Origin of the sequence: Robinsoniella peoriensis (assembly GCF_000797495.1) — a bacterium.
Classification (GTDB): domain Bacteria; phylum Bacillota; class Clostridia; order Lachnospirales; family Lachnospiraceae; genus Robinsoniella; species Robinsoniella peoriensis.
Map to the genome: position 1 here is coordinate 471,252 of NZ_JTGN01000003.1, position 16,243 is coordinate 487,494.

At 39.6% G+C, this 16,243-nt stretch carries 6 protein-coding genes and 2 pseudogenes; 6 read left to right on the top strand and 2 right to left on the bottom strand.

The window, feature by feature from the left end; translation table 11 throughout:
• Window positions 1-83: 83 nt before the first annotated feature.
• Together QR40_RS08435 and QR40_RS08440 are read left to right on the top strand one after the other, a co-directional pair.
• Window positions 84-8,570: an InlB B-repeat-containing protein gene (locus tag QR40_RS08435; protein ID WP_152614180.1), complete on the top strand. Its 8,487-nt coding sequence runs from the start codon at window positions 84-86 to the stop codon at window positions 8,568-8,570.
• A 396-nt stretch (window positions 8,571-8,966) separates the two neighbouring features.
• Window positions 8,967-10,349 carry an ABC transporter substrate-binding protein gene (locus QR40_RS08440; RefSeq protein WP_027292134.1) on the top strand — a complete coding sequence of 461 codons (1,383 nt, stop codon included), beginning with the start codon at window positions 8,967-8,969 and terminating at the stop codon, window positions 10,347-10,349.
• On the opposite strand, the pseudogene QR40_RS33560 reads toward QR40_RS08440, so the two are convergent.
• Window positions 10,279-10,440 (bottom strand): annotated as a pseudogene (locus QR40_RS33560) (DUF6783 domain-containing protein); the annotation flags it as partial. The gene QR40_RS08440 and the pseudogene QR40_RS33560 sit on opposite strands and share 71 nt — an antisense overlap.
• Here QR40_RS33560 and QR40_RS33565 point away from each other — a divergent pair.
• The 4 genes and pseudogenes from QR40_RS33565 to QR40_RS08455 form a co-directional block, all read left to right on the top strand.
• Window positions 10,417-10,533, top strand: a pseudogene (locus tag QR40_RS33565) (DUF6783 domain-containing protein); the annotation flags it as partial. The pseudogenes QR40_RS33560 and QR40_RS33565 sit on opposite strands and share 24 nt — an antisense overlap.
• A gap of 65 nt (window positions 10,534-10,598) precedes the next feature.
• Complete coding sequence (locus QR40_RS08445) at window positions 10,599-11,504, top strand: carbohydrate ABC transporter permease (RefSeq protein ID WP_052377613.1); 906 nt, start codon at window positions 10,599-10,601, stop codon at window positions 11,502-11,504.
• A 6-nt stretch (window positions 11,505-11,510) separates the two neighbouring features.
• Window positions 11,511-12,362: a carbohydrate ABC transporter permease gene (locus QR40_RS08450; RefSeq protein WP_027292132.1), complete on the top strand. Its 852-nt coding sequence runs from the start codon at window positions 11,511-11,513 to the stop codon at window positions 12,360-12,362.
• A 12-nt stretch (window positions 12,363-12,374) separates the two neighbouring features.
• Window positions 12,375-14,759, top strand: a complete 2,385-nt coding sequence (locus tag QR40_RS08455; protein WP_052430752.1) for a glycoside hydrolase family 95 protein — start codon at window positions 12,375-12,377, stop codon at window positions 14,757-14,759.
• Between the two features lie 91 nt (window positions 14,760-14,850).
• Here the strand turns inward: QR40_RS08455 and QR40_RS08460 are convergent, their stop codons facing one another.
• The gene (locus tag QR40_RS08460; RefSeq protein WP_027292130.1) at window positions 14,851-15,870 is read right to left on the bottom strand and encodes a LacI family DNA-binding transcriptional regulator; all 1,020 of its coding nucleotides are present in this window, start codon (window positions 15,868-15,870) and stop codon (window positions 14,851-14,853) included.
• Between the last annotated feature and the right edge of the window lie 373 nt (window positions 15,871-16,243).

Consider the following 16,243-nt stretch of genomic DNA (forward strand, 5'->3'; position numbering starts at 1 on the left):
TTATATTGGGATCAGGGACTTTTAAGTTTAGGAGAAAGGAAAGATATACCACAGATTACTGTGGAGATATCTGGGGTGTAAACATGAAAAAGAATGGAAAACGATTTATTGCTTTTTTAATGATAGTATTTATGTTTATAGGTATTGCGGGAGGACAGAGCTTCATTGCGGAGGCCGCCGGACAGAAGACAGCCAGGATTTCCAAAATGAATACGGACTTTGCCCAGAATGGCTTTCGCAGAATAATAGATAATGAACATCCGGTTCTTACATTTACTATGGTAATGGGGCATAATACGGAAAATGATTCTGATTTTTTAAGGGATATTAATTACAGAGGGCAGGATATTAAGCAGATGTGGGAAACCATACCCGAAGATATCAGACCTTATTGTGTACTGACACTGCATTTTGGATCTGTATATAATAAGTGGAATACAACAGAAGATGCAAGAAAATGGGTTGAGGATAACCTGGAGCAGGGACAGTCTCTGGGAATTCCCATGATGCTGATCTATGGCGGTAACAGAAGCCAGGCTATGTCAGGGAGTCAGGCAGATACTTTTGGATGGATAGAATCATTGTATCAGAGTTACGATAACTTTATTGGGACAACAAGTTCAGAACAGACGGATGCAGATGTTACAGCAGCAGTTCCGGGTCTGGTAAAACTGGCGGCACAGTATGGGGGGTATCATATACATGCAAATCAAGAGACGATAAACCAATTTTATAATGCAGTCGTTGCAGATAAAACGAAAGGGGATATCTTGAGGCAGTATCATGATTACTTTATCTACACGCCTAAGAATGTGCATTGTAATTATGATTATAATTTTTCGGAGGCATATGGCATGTGGCTTGCAGATATGTCAGCAGGATTTGGCACTTATGTGGATGCATACAACTGGTATCAGGGAGCAACCACAGGGGGTGAGAAAACCTTTGCCACCAATTATTCAGATTATGGGACAAGAGCATTCCCGGAATCCGCATATGCCACGAACATGATTGAAAATGCTTTAAATGGTGCCACAGTTTTTCAGTATGAAAATCAGATGGATATACCGACTGTAAACAGTATGTATTCTCCATTGTTCTGGAATGCAATGGTGCCGGCAATGCGTACAATCATTAATACGGTTCAGATTCCCACAAAAGAAGAATGTATTTTAAAGTCTAAAGTCGGTTTTTATGAAGACAGCACACAGACAGGTATCCTGGCAACCTGTGGGAGCAGGGGGAATTATGCTGGATCCGGCATGCTGAATGTAGGTCAGGACGGTGAATCCACTACATTTTTTGAGGGATTATATGATGGAGGCATTGATATTTATAACAGCACGGGGAACCGAAACCTGAGATATTTTTTTCGGACAAGCGGACGATACGGTATCATCCCTCAGATTCCGATCCACACGCCGGCGACAACTTTACAGGCATTTAAAGATTCCGGAATGACAATTATAGATTATCAGTATTATAATCAGAATTTTAAAAGCGTTCAGGATAAAATTGATTTCTTTAACGAAAAGTATGCTGCTGTTAATACAGGAGATGCGACAGTAAATAAAAATCAAAACAGCTGGCAGGTATACAACAACAATGTAAATGAGGACAGGGTGCAAAGTGCTTATATTCCTTTAAATGAAGGAGGAAGCTATAAAAAAATTGATTTCCTGGATTTGTCAACGCATTCAGCAGCGACACTTACGGATAATGGGGATGAACTGGTAATTGACCTGAATAACTACAGAACCAATCGGGGGGCAGATGGTGATCTGGTTGCCAATGACGGGGGAAAGAGGGTCCTGGATATTTTGGATTACTATAATGAATTTAAATATTGTATCAATCCTTCTGACCTGGAATTAAGAGAGACAAAGATGGTGATTCACACCAATTTAGATGAGAAGCCCCAAATGGTTATTGCGGGATATGACAGGAATCATTATAACTATGAAGAATCCTGGAATCAGGCCAGTAAAGAATATACAATTACAGTCCGTCATAATGGACCTGTGAATATCATTCTGAACCCAGCCCCCGATAGGTGGACCCGGGTAAGCAGCGAGTATATAAAGGAAGAAGGCAGCAGCACAACAGCAAAATTCTTTGGAACGTCTATTACATGTATGGGAGACGGGCAGGCTGTCAGCGGAGATATTTATATTGATGAAGTTTTATGGGGTTCTATAACTGCAGAGCAGGCAGAGGCAGGGGCTGTATTTTGTAAAACAGGTTTGAGCAATACATATCATTCAATCAGAATTGAAAAAACTGGTGGTGCGGCGTTAAATCTCAGATACATTAAGGCATATAATCAAATGCTTACGGATTCCTATTTACAGGACTTTACTTATGGGACAAAAGAGGAAGACCAGGATTATTTTATAGATTCTGAGCATTGGACGGTAACAAAAGAAGATATATATGAAGCAAATCCAGTTGCTGCCAATGGGTATCAGACCTATAACAAGACTGGAAAGAAGGAAAATGGAGTGATGAAGATCTTGCCGTATGTGGCACCGTTTTGGAGTGATATACCCATGTATATGACGAAAAATACATATACAGACGGCACATATGAAGCAGATTTTAACACTGCAGCGGGTACACCTGTCAGCTTTGCTTTCCGCGCCGATATGATACGCAAGCTTGGGTATTATGTTACGGTAAATCCCCTATGCCTGTCGCCTACCAATGCAGGGACAAATAATCAGTCTGTTGCAATACTGGATGGAACCTCCTGCAAGGCATCTGCGAATCCGGCATTGGATAAGAATACATGGTATACAATAAAAATCGATGTAAATGGAGCAGATGTTAAGGTATATCTGAAAAAACGGAATGCAGAAGAATATGGAGATGCTGTTCTCAGTTATTCCGGGCTTTCCGTAAAAGAAGGATACTATGGCTTAAGAACAGAGCATAATGCAGGGAAGGAAACAGGCAGTCAGATAGGTGCAGCAATGAAAGAGCAGGGAACAGGTGCACTGAATGATTTTATTTATATTGACAATGTGGTGATAAAGGATATATCAGATAAAGAAAAGGATTATATTTGTGATTTTGAAACGGACGAATCAGCAGCTGACTGGAAGGGGGAGGGGGCAGTTCTTTTCCCGGAAAGACAGGCAGATACAAATTTTCGGTATGCAGATAATTGGATAAATAACGGAGGAACCTGGAAAGTTATAAATAATCCTGATATATGGGCAAATGGAGATAACGGCATATATTATGGAAAGGCTGAAGAAAATACTGAAAACTATTCTTATTCCGGAGAAAAGGAATGGTCGGATTATCTTTACAATACGCTTGTTAAATTTGATTCGGGAAATAATAATGAGGCAGGTATTATATTTAGAGCAGTTGATGACAACAATATGTATAAGCTGTCAATCAAAAGAAATGGAACATCTGCAGCATTGCAGTTTATGAAAAAAGTGAAAGGAAACTGGGAAGGATTTGGAGATACCGTTACAGTAACGATGGAGGATCAGACCTGGTATGCCTTTAATCTAACGGTTATCGATGAATTTATGAAGCTGTCATTCGATGATGTACCTGTATTAGAAGCAATGGATGCATCTTTTTCTGAAGGACAGGCTGGTTTTTCGCTGAGCAATGGAACCAGTGCATATTTTGATAACGCCTGGGTCAGTGTGCTTCATAAAGATAAGCTGACGACAGGACCGGTAAATGCCATCCGTATAAACGGACCAGATACGGTTAGCGAGGGAGACAGTGAAGCGGTATTTACAGCAGAAGTGAATGGTGATGCTGTAGACAGCCATATTACCTGGTCTGTGTCAGATAATACGATAGCGGCTATTACAAATGAGGGACAATTTATACCCCTAAGGAAAGGTACCGTTACGGTTACGGCTGAGGCAAACGATGGCTCGTCTACTTGCGCATCATTAGAAGTAACGATTCAAAATGTAAAAGAAGGTAAAAAAATTGTGGCATTGGAAACCACATATGTTACAACTGATCGAAAAACAGTTCCCCGGCTGCCTGAAAAAATTACAGCGGTTTACAGTGATGGCTCCAAAGATATGGTTGATGTCATTTGGGATGAAATGAATAAAGACAGTTTTGCAAATGCCATTGCACCAATGTATGACTGGAATTATGGAAAAGAAATGGTTTATGGAAAGGTAAAGGATACTGCTTTGACTGCAAAGGCAGATGTAAAAGTGAAACCGGTACCCCAGAAGCTGAGTGCCTATCATATTGGGTCTGAGAATCAACCGATTGAGATTGCCCTGGGCGAGAAAATTGATCTTCCCAGAATGACATATGAATCAATGGTATATGACTGTGGTGATCAAAAATCTTTCAAAGACCCGTTCTCATTCCTGTGGTGGGAAAAATCCGATTACCTGGTGAGTGCTGATAAATATAAGGCAGGAGATTTGATTGTTGTTAAAGGACATGTGGGCAAATACGACAATGAAATTAAAGCATTCTATAAGGTTATTGGTCAAAGGGAAAATGAAAAAATTTATTTAAAAGCGTTACCGGAAGATTCGGGGAAGGTAACAGGTCCGAAAGAAATCCTGGCAGGAAAAACAGCAACTATTACAGCATTTGCAAATGAAGGTTATCAATTTGCGTATTGGACTGTTACGGATGAGAAAAATAACAAAACATCAGATATTCTGCGAGGTAAGAGTGAAATAAAAGTAACAGGAACTCCGGATGGGGAAAAAACATATATTGCTAATTTCCTACCATTGCAGGAAGACAATGGTGAAAAGGAGATCCAATCTGTTAATGGAAATTTTGATTACTTATACCCATATGCACAGGTTGCCCTGATGGTAAAAAACGGAGATGCAAATGCATATAATTGGTCTGTAACCGGAGATATAGGATTAGCCCAGGATGCAGGCGGCCTCAATCTGGATCCCAGAGCAGCCGGAATGCCTACCAATATTACCGATACTGGAATTTTAAGCTTAAGCTCCGATGCCGAAGGAATTGTTACAGTAACGGCAACGCCGATAGCGGATGACGCAGGTCTGGAGGTTCTGACTAAAGATATCCGTATAGAAAAATCTGAAAAGGTGAAGCTGGCAGATGATTATGACGGTAAAATAGAATATGCACCATCTGTTTCTGCAACAACCTGGGCAGGATGGAAAGGTGGTACGGTTTACAATCGATACGGGAATACAGAACATAAGTGGAACAGTGCGGCATCTGATGAAAACAGTTATGCACATATGGAGTTTAGCGGCACAGGAATACAGGTCATTGCTGAGTCAGGAACAAATCTAGGCGGAGCTGCTGATATATTCATAGATAATATTTATTATGGAAAATACGATGTCACTACTAAGAATGGGACGGCAAATATGTATCACTATGTGCTTTTCGCAATAGAAGGACTTGAAAAGAAACAGCACACAATCGATGTAATGCCGGCAGCAGCCAAAAATCAATATCGATTATCTCTGGATGGTTTTATCATTACAAATAAATCTGACGATGAGCCAGTGGGACAGCCGGAAAGCATTACATTAAAGGCAGAGCCTCAAGACGGTGGAGCTGCAGAGGGACCGGCACAGGTAAATGGTGGCGAAACAGCCAGTTTTACAGCTGTTCCGAATGAGGGCTATCAATTTTTATATTGGTCAGTTTTAGATGAGCTCACCGGAGAGAGTTCCATAATTCCAAGAACAAAAGATATCCTTACAGTGGTAGGTACCGAGAATGCGCAGAAAACTTACACAGCATATTTTGCAGAGAAAACAGGCGACAGTGAAGAAAGGGAAATCCGGCTCATCAATGGTATACTGGACTATCTATATCCATATGCCCAGGCTGCTTTTCACATTCCGGGTGCAGACGTATCGGAGTATGAATGGTCCGTTTCAGGAGATGTGGGTGAAAAGTATGATGCCGGGTGCAAAGATCAGGTTCCACAAGAAAATGGCTCCGCTACGAATATTACAGAAAATGCAATACTGAGCTTAAGCTCCGATGCAAAAGGAACAATTACAATTACAGCTGAGCCAAAAGATAAAGGACTCGATATCCTAACAAAAACAATACGCATAGCAGATAGAGAAACAGTTAGTCTGACAGATGATTTTGATGAAGGGATTGTGTATTCTCCAAATGTTTCAGCAAATACCTGGTCTGAATGGAAAGCTGGTTCCAAGTACAGCCGCTATGGCATGACAGAGCATAAATGGAATGCTTCCATTGCGGATTCAACAAGTTATGCAAGCTATGAATTCCAGGGGAGCGGCATTCAGGTAATCACGGAATCCGGCACTGGTTCAGGCGGATCGGCAGATATTTATATTGATCATATTTATCGGGGAAATTATAGTGTTTCCAACAAGAATGGAACGGCAAATATGTATCATTATGTATTCTATGCAATAGACGGATTAGAGACAGGAACCCATACGATTGATATTGTGCCTACTCCGACTGCCGGCCAATATCGTGTTCCACTGGATGCGCTGGTTGTCATTGACCGCTCAAAAGAAGCTCCCTTATACAAGATTGGCGTTTCTCCAAATGATGGTGCAATGGGAACAGTCAGCGGAGACGGTCAGTATGAACAGGGAGAAACCATCACCTTAAGTGCCAGGGCACTGGAAGGATTCCAGTTTGTGAATTGGAGTAAAAATGGTGAAGTTGTAAGTACAGAATCAGATTATGAGATTACCGTTACTGAAGATGCAGAATATATGGCTATGTTTGAAAAAGCATTATACGAGATAAAGGTATCGTCTAATGATGAAGCCATGGGAACAGTTCGAGGGGGAGGAACTTTTGAATCAGGAACGATGATTACCATAAGCGCAGATCCACTGGAAGGATATCTGTTTTCCCACTGGGTAAAAGACGGAATCATTGTAAGTGAAGAATCAGACTATGCCTTTACTGTGGATGGAGAAAGCGGATATATTGCTCATTTTATTCCAAAAGGGCAGGAGCCGGTTGAAAAATTTAATTTAAGTGTCAGTTCTGAAGATGAGACCATGGGACATGTCAGCGGTGGGGGCATATATGAAAAAGATTCTATCGTGCTCATAAAAGCAGTTCCGCTGGAGGGGTATTGGTTTACCAACTGGACATGTGAAGGTGAAATCGTAAGTGCAGAACCTGAATTTGAAGTCAGCGTAACTCAGGATAAGGAATTTATTGCCCATTTTGAAAAAATACTGCTTACCGCTGTGAATGAAAATGGAGAATCAGAAGATTTTAGAAGTCTGGGCGACGCTCTTGTCTGGGCGGAGCAGTTTCCAGGACAGGTGACTTTAAGACTGTGCAATGGAGTTGAGGAATTTTCTATTGAGGAGACTATCCTATTTGGTACAAACATTAATTTCCAGGTCGGCGAAAAAGTATCGGTATCAATCGCAGAAGGCGTAACCCTTTACAATGAGGGAACAATTATAAATAATGGTATCTTTACAATCAAAGGAGAAGCAGAAAATACAGGAACATTTATTAACAATGGTAATGTTCAAAATTATGGAAAGGCAATTGGAGGTACCCTGAAAGGAACAGGTGTCATAGAAGGTAATAAGGAAAAGCCTGATTTTGAGATACCAAATCAGATAAATGTAATCTATGACGCAGAACAGAAATTAGGCAAAATCGGACTTCAGGAAGGATGGAGTTGGGAAAATTCCCTTATTACACCGGAAGTTTCGAATAAAGGATATGCGGCATATTATACACCGCAAAATACCGGTAATCATGACTGGGAATCGATAACCGGATGGGATGCAGACAAAAAGTCGGTAAGACAAATACTGCCTGTAAACGTAGAGGCGAAAAAGGTAATGGCAGCTGATATCCAGGGAGTGGCTGATGCGGAATATACCGGTCAGGCAATAGAACAGAAAAACCTTACCGTAAAGGGATATGTTTTAGGTAAAGATTATACAGTGCAGTATGCAGATAATAAAAATTTTGGTACAGGCAGAATAATTATTACTTTCAAGGGTAACTACAGCGGAAGTATTATAAAGAACTTTCAGATTAAAAAGGCACCTCAGATAATCAAGGTTCCCCCGGTCTTTAATAAGACATTTGGCAATGGTAAATTTTCCATGTCTGCCCGGAGGACAAAAGGAAACGGAGCTCTAAGCTATAGATCCTCCAATAAGCGGGTAGCCGATGTTAATCAAAAGGGAAAAGTAACAATCAGAGGCTGTGGAAAAACAGTGATACGCATTACTGCAAAGGAGACATCCAATTATAAGGAAACAAATACAGCTGTAACAATTCGGGTTAAACCGAAAAAAGCAGCAGTTACTTCTCTGCAGGCATCTGGAAATTCAATGCTTACGGTAAGATGGAAAAAAGATACAAAGGCAAGCGGATATCAGATTACTTATGCATTAGACGGCAAATTTAAAAAGGGAAAGAAAAATGTAACTATTTCAAAAAACAGTACAACGATCAAGAAGATCAAAAAGCTGAAAAAAGGCAGAAAGTATTATGTTAAAATCCGAAGCTGCCGTTCTGTAAAGAACGAAAAAATTTATGGGTCCTATAGTAAAGTGAAGTCGGTGAAGATTAAATAGCAAAAAATAGTATTTAGTGCTAATTTGATAGCTAAAATCACAGTTTCCGCTGAAAGAAATTTATTTCAGCGGAAGCTCTGATTTCTATACAATGAGTTATTATGCCTAGGTGTTAGCAGAAAATATGATAAAAACATACAAAATAAACAAAAAAGTAGTTGACGAATTAAAAATATCATGATATAGTAATTAACATAAAGAACAAGATGTTGAATGAAAAGCAGTGCAGTAAGTCAGGAGTCATTAATACTCCTTATATTTTAGCAACAAAAATGAAACGGTTCATATTTGGGATTTATGATATGCAGTGAGAGACTGCATTATATATTTTAAAAAAAATGAAACGGTTCACTAATGATTCATTCAACGTACACGTTTAATTCAAGGAGGAAGAATATGAAACAAAAAAGAGCAATGGGTTATTTAGCGGCAGCAGCATTAACAATAGGATTATTAAGCGGATGTGGTTCCTCAGATTCCCAGAAAACCACAACAGACGCAAAAGATGACGCAAAACAATCAGAAACTCAGGCGGCAGACGCAGATTCAACCCAGGCTGCGGCAGCGGATGGTGAAGAGGTAACCCTGGAGTATTGGACATGGTTTCCAAGTAATGATCAGGCAGCTGAAGCGATCAGTGCATTTGAAGCAGCTAATCCCGGTATAAAGGTAAATATGACCGTTATGGAGAGTAAGGCATTTCAGGAGAAGGTGCCCCTGGCACTAAGCACAGGAGAGGAAATTGATGTTATCGGGGTACAGCCTTCTGCGTTTGCAGAACAGGTACAGGATTATCTGGCTGATCTGGAGCCGTTAATGGAAACGGCTGCCGGAGCAGACTGGAAAAACAATTATTCAGAGTCAGCTTTAAAGCAGGCAAATTCATTAACAAATGAACAAACTAAAATGCTGGTATTGGTAAACAGCGGTTCTATGATAGGATACTACAATGCAGATCTGTTAAAGGAAATTGGCTGTGAAGTTCCTGCTACGCTGGAAGAATATAAGGCAGTAGCCGAAAAGCTTCATGAAAAATATCCGGAAAAGTATGCTGGTGTATTTGCAGGTAAAGAAGCATGGATATGTGATGAAATGATGCTGACCGTTCTTGGGCAACAGGGAGATACATACAATCAGTGGAGATATAATGGTGCAGAGATAGACAGTCCGGAATATATCAGTGCATTGAACGGACTTAAGAAATTTTTTGATGAGGGAATCTTTACACAGGATATTATGGATTTAGATTATGCAAGCGCATCAGAAGAGTTTTCTAATGGAGATGCACTGGTATACTTCATGGGATCCTGGGAATCCCCTCTTTTATCTCCAAAGCTCAGAGAACAAAATGGAATCGGGCTTAGCAACGTTGGTGCAATGGCACTTCCGGTAGTTGAAGCTGGAGGAAAAGCAACAGTCAGAGGGTATCTTGATTGCTGTATCGGAATCGTTGAGGACTCTGCTAAAAAGGATGCAGCGGCTAAGTTCGTTGCTTTCATGACAGTTGGCGAAGGTGCGGATATATTGAGCAACCAGTTGCTGGGACCTTCCGGCAAGAAAGAATGTAAGACAGATGATTCACTTTTCACAAGCCAGGAAGAAAAAGCAGGATGGGAAACCGTTTGTGATTTAATTGGAAATGCTACGGCAGACAGAAACAACGTTTCCGGATATTCGGATATCGAGGGTGCTGAAGTGCAGAGTGTAATTAATGGAACAAAAACGGCGGAAGATGTTGTGAAATCACTACAGACAGAATGGACGAGTGGAAAGTACTAGAGCGTGTTTGAAAATTCATTCCTGCCATCTGCACGCCCCACTTTGCGGCATATTTGCCCCGAATTCAGGTTACGTAGCCCGCTATGTGCCCTTCATCCGGGACAAATCTCCCACAAACTGTGACGCACAGCTGCCAGAAAGCAATTTTAAAACACGCTCTAGTGTAGTAACTGGTGGTCTATAAAAGAAATTAAGCCGGCAGGCGTAATGGTCCGCCGGCTTTTATAGATATGGAGGCAGATAGAAATCATGAAAGAAATCGCAAAAAAGAAGAACAGCAGCGGTATAAATAAAAGAAATAATATGGCCGGTTTTTTATTTTTATTACCACTCATTATCATATTTGTGGGACTGTTGGGGTATAGTTTTTATTTCTTATTTAAAAATTGCTTATACAATGTAACGATTTCCTTTAAAAACCCAGAGTTTGTAGGACTGGAGAATTTTAAGATCCTTCTAAAAGATGCCTCTTTTGGAAGAGCATTAATCAATACATTTATTTTAGCAGCAGCCAATATATTATGTGGTTTAACAATCGGATTTTTTATTGCAATTATTCTAAACTTTAGAATCAGGGGAAAAAGATTTTTCCATGCACTTTTTTTTATTCCGTCGATGCTCCCGATTGCTTTAATGGCAGCGGTTTTCAGTTCTATTCTGGAATATAAAAATGGAATGGTGAATCAGATCTTACGAATCATTGGATTAGACAGCCTTGCCCAGCGCTGGCTGGCAGATCCTACTCTTGCGATGTTCTCCGTATGTACAATGTCTATATTTTTGATCGGGATTCCGATTATGTATTATACAGCGGACCTGACTACGATAAGTACCAGTGTATTAGAAGCGGCAACAGTGGATGGTGCAAAGATGAGACATCAGTTGTTTATGGTAATCTATCCAATGCTTAAGAATACACACAAGACGATTATCTTATCTATGCTATTATCAGGTTTTCGTGAAATGGAAAGAGTTTTCCTGATGACAGACGGTGGACCAGGCGGTATTACAGAGATTATAGGTACCTATATCTATCGAGCCTCCCGATCGGCAGGATCCAATATCGGAATGGTTTGTGCCGCTGCATTAGTGGTGCTTTTACTTGCTTTTCTGATATCATTTATACAGTTGAAATTAACCAGTGGAAAGGAGTAGTGGGTTATGGGTAAGAAAAAGAAAAAACAAACAGAATTGGAACAAGATTTATTTTCTATTTCAAAAGGAAATAAAGCGGTAATGGTAGTGTTTTTAATTGTTATGGTACTTATATGGGCTGTTCCAATTTATTCTTTACTAAAAGATTCGATGAAGGTAAATGGTTTTCAAAATTATATTTATGTACTTACCAATAAGGTCAACGGGGTTTCATTCTACAAATATTTTGTAAATTCTATCATCAATGCAGTTTGTGCAAGCGTTTTACTGGTATTTATTTGTTCTCTTTCAGGTTTTGCATTTTCTAAAATTAATTTTACAGGCAGTAAATTGATTTTTAATATGGTTATTATGTGCCTGGCAATTTCAGGTCCCATTTTGATTATTCCTTTATTTTACATATATAAAACAGCTCATTTATATAATTCGCATGTAGCAGTATTTTTGTCAGAGACGTTGATTACCATACCATTTGGTGTTCTGATGATGAAGAATTTTTTTGATGGATTGCCGGGAGAATTAATGGAATCAGCTAATGTAGATGGGGCTTCAATTAAGAAAACTTTTTTTGCCATATATTTTCCATTGGCTAAGCCTGCGGTAATTAATCTGGCTGTTCTTCAGATTATGTGGTCATTCCAGGATTTTCTGTTCCCTCTGATGTTCCTGACACAGGACAATAAGTATACAACTACGGTGGCTGTAAATGCTTTTAAGGGTGCATATGGTATGTCTGCCCAAAATCTGGGGCGCTATAATGCGGCGCTGGTTTTAATATCAGTTCCAACAATTATACTTTTTATATTTGCACAAAAATATATTGTAAATGGAGTTACTTCCGGCGCAGTAAAAGAATAGGAGATAGTTCCAATGAATACAGAATTATGGTATAAAAGTCCTGCCCGCTCGTTTAGTGAAGCTTTACCCATAGGAAATGGACGCCTGGGAGCAATGGTGTTTGGCGGGATACCCCGGGAAAAAATCTTACTGAATCTGGATACTTTCTGGTCTGGCTGTAAGCGCGGCGATGAAAGGGAAATTCCGGAAGAAACAATTCGTAAGATACAGACCCTTACGCTAAATGAACAGTATAAAGAGGCAGAAGAGCTGACAGAAAGCAGCTTACTGGGTGATTATAATGAGTCCTATATGCCATTAGGAATACTGCATTATGAATTGGATCATACAGACAGCGATTGCATTACCGATTATAAAAGGTGTTTGGATCTTGAAAGGGCAGTACACACCGTTTCCTACAAAATAAATAATGCAAACGTCACAAGCCAGGTTCTGGCATCTTACGAAGATAATGTGATTATGATTAAAATAAAAGTGGATCCGGTTTCCAGGATAGATATGACTCTATGGCTGGACAGTCCGTTACAACATCAGGTTACAGTTCCAGATGCGAATACAATGATTTTATCAGAGCAGGCACCATCACATGTGGTACCAAATTATATAGAATGTGACCAGCCAATCCGCTATGATGAAGATAAACCGGGAATGAAAGCAATCTGTCGGATGGAAATTTGTACCGGGGGCGGCTCGTCTTATATAAAAGACGGTAAGATCAAAATAAAAGGAGCCACAGAAATAACAATGCTTCTTGCCGCAGCCTGTGGATATAAAAGTTATTTTGAGAAAATAGAACAAAGGGAAGAGGTACTGCAGAAAGATTGTGCAAAACAATTATTCGGGTTACGTCAGTACACTGATCAACAGCTCTTGGACAGGCATACTTCGGATTATCAGAAATTGTTTCATAAAATGTATTTTACACTCAATGAAAGCAGAGATGAGCTGTCAACATCAGAAAGGTTAGAGCGGCTGAAAAGTGGTGAGGAAGACAACGGGTTATTTTGCCTGTACTTTCATTATTCCAGATATCTGATGATAGCAAGTTCCAGAACAGGCTCACAGCCTGCTAATCTGCAGGGGATATGGAGCGATAGTGTGCGTCCGGTATGGAGCTGTAACTGGACAATAAATATCAATACGCAGATGAATTACTGGATGATTGGGCCATGTAATCTGCTTGAATGCCATGAACCACTGATGAAAATGGTGAAAGAATTGAGCATAGAAGGCCAGAAATCCGCTAAATCCCAGCTTCACTGCAAGGGGTGGCTGGCGAATCACAATATAGATATCTGGAGACAAACTTCCCCTGTAGGCGGGCTGGCAAAATATGCGTTCTGGCCAATGGGCGGTGTATGGCTGACCAATCAGATTTATGATTACTACCGATTCACAAAGGATACAGACTTTCTTAGACATGAGCTATGGCCGGTTATGCTTGGTGCAGCCCGGTTTTGTGCAGACTGGTTAATAGAAGGGCGTGATGGATACTTACATACGGCGCCGTCCACTTCTCCGGAAAACACATTTTATGATAAAAATGGAACAGAGTGTGCGGTAAGCAATTCAACTACAATGGATATTTCATTAATGAAAGAACTATTTATGAATTTATTAAAGACATACGAAGTTTTAGGCGAACGGGATAGTTTCTATGACGAAATAAAAACTAAATTAGCAAAACTTCCGGAATACAAAACAGGAAAAGATGGACAGCTTCTGGAATGGATATCGGAATTCCAGGAAAAGGATTCTGGTCATCGCCACTTTTCGCCGCTGGTGGGATTCCATCCGGGTAGGGTAATTAATAAAAGGGATAACAAAGAGCTGGTAATTGCATGTCAAAAATTAATTGAGCGAAGATTAAAATCCGGTGGTGGACATATTGGGTGGAGCTGTGCATGGCTCATTAATTTATTTGCCAGACTTCAGGATGGAGAGCATGCTTTTTACTATCTGAAATGTTTATTACAAAAATCAACGTATGATAATTTATTTGATTTGCATCCTCCTTTGGGAGAGAATGATGGAGAAAGAGAAGTGTTTCAAATCGACGGTAATTTAGGAAGCGCAGCCGGAGTTGCTGCAATGTTTGTTCAGAGTTATCTGGATGAAATTGAATTATTGCCCGCTTTACCAAAAAACTGGACAGAGGGCAGCATGGAAGGAATATTGGCAGAAGGAGGATTTGAGGTTTCTATAAGATGGAAAGAAGGAAACTTAGCAGAAGCATTTATTGTTTCTAATCTGGGAGAAAAGGCAAGGGTCAGATATCGGGAACCAATTAAGGCAGAGACAGAAGCAGAAGATGAGCTTCAGGTTACTTATATTTCCTCCTGTATAATCGAATTTCCTACAAAAAAAGGAGCAAGATACACGATAACGAGAAAATAATACTCTATATGTTATGTTTTAAATGGCGGGTTCTTCGGAATCTGCTTTTTCGTTTTATATTTATAATGGGGCGTTGCCATAATTAAGTGAATTACCTGACAACGTTCCCATTTAAATTTTTTACACTTTCTTTAACGGTAAATGTTGCATTGTGCACAAGTACCTTAGGATAATCCGTATAATCACCTTTCATACGGGCATATAGAAGTTTGGCAGCGTGATAGCCCATTTTATCCATAGGTTGTTCAATGAGGGATAACGGAGGCGTAACAACCTGGGAGATAGGAAGATTGTCATATCCAATAATAGATACATCATCCGGGACTTTTAATTTCAGATAATTGATGGCCAGAAACCCTCCGATAGTCATATCATAGTTACTGATTAATATTGCTGATGGGAGATGGCTTCCCTGATACAGATCCATGATGGCTTCATAGCCGCCTGACATAGTATAATGTCCATTTTTGATATAGTAGTCATGAATCGGGAGATGATATTTATTCATTGCATTCTTATATCCGTTAATACGTCCCATTGCTGTATATAAATGTGGATCACCGGTAAGTATAGCAATTTCTGTATGCCCCATTTTAATCAAAGTTTCCACAGGTTTAAACGTAGACAATTCGTTATCTAATACAACGCAGTCTGTTGGATGAGTTGGTATGAGCTGGTCAATTAACACAAGTGGAATTTTATCTTGCTGAATCATATCAATTTGCTTTCCATCTGTGGAGAATGGAAGCAGTATTATGCCATCCACCATGCGGTCTAAGAGAAAGGCCGTTTTTTTAAGTTCCATATCAGCATCATCGTGGCATTCACTTACAATTACACAATAACCTCTGGGAAGGAGATATTTTTCAATAGAAGCGATAATTGTTGCACAATAAATGCTGGAGAGCATTGGACATAGAACGGCTACGGCAAAAGATTTGCTGGTTCTAAGGCCCTTAGCTATGTTATTAGGACGGTAGTTTAATTGTTTTATTGCATTTTCTATGCGAACCCGGTTCGCCTCTTTAACGGGAACGCCATTAATATATTTAGAAACTGTGCCGAGTGATAAGCCAGCTAACGTCGCAACATCATGAATTGTCGAAGACATAAATCATACCTCTCTTTTAATTATTTAAGAAAGAAAATAAGAAATTTCTATCCTTATATTAATATATCATAAAGTAAATCGATTATCAAATATGATAAAAGAATAAGTGAGCAAAAGAAATAATGTCATTGCAGATAAAGATTTCCTTTTGTATCAATATGTATTGTATGTTATAATTTTCTTCAGGATAGCAGGATTCGATATGAATTTGCAAATCAATCAAAGAGATTGGGCGGAATAAGATATATCAGCTGAATGAAAATGATTAGATGAAGAGCTTATTTGTTCTTCATCTTTTTTGGTCGCAATGTGAGACTGCTAAATATATGCTCTGACGAGTAACGGGTCTTATGCTTTTGTACAATATACCAAC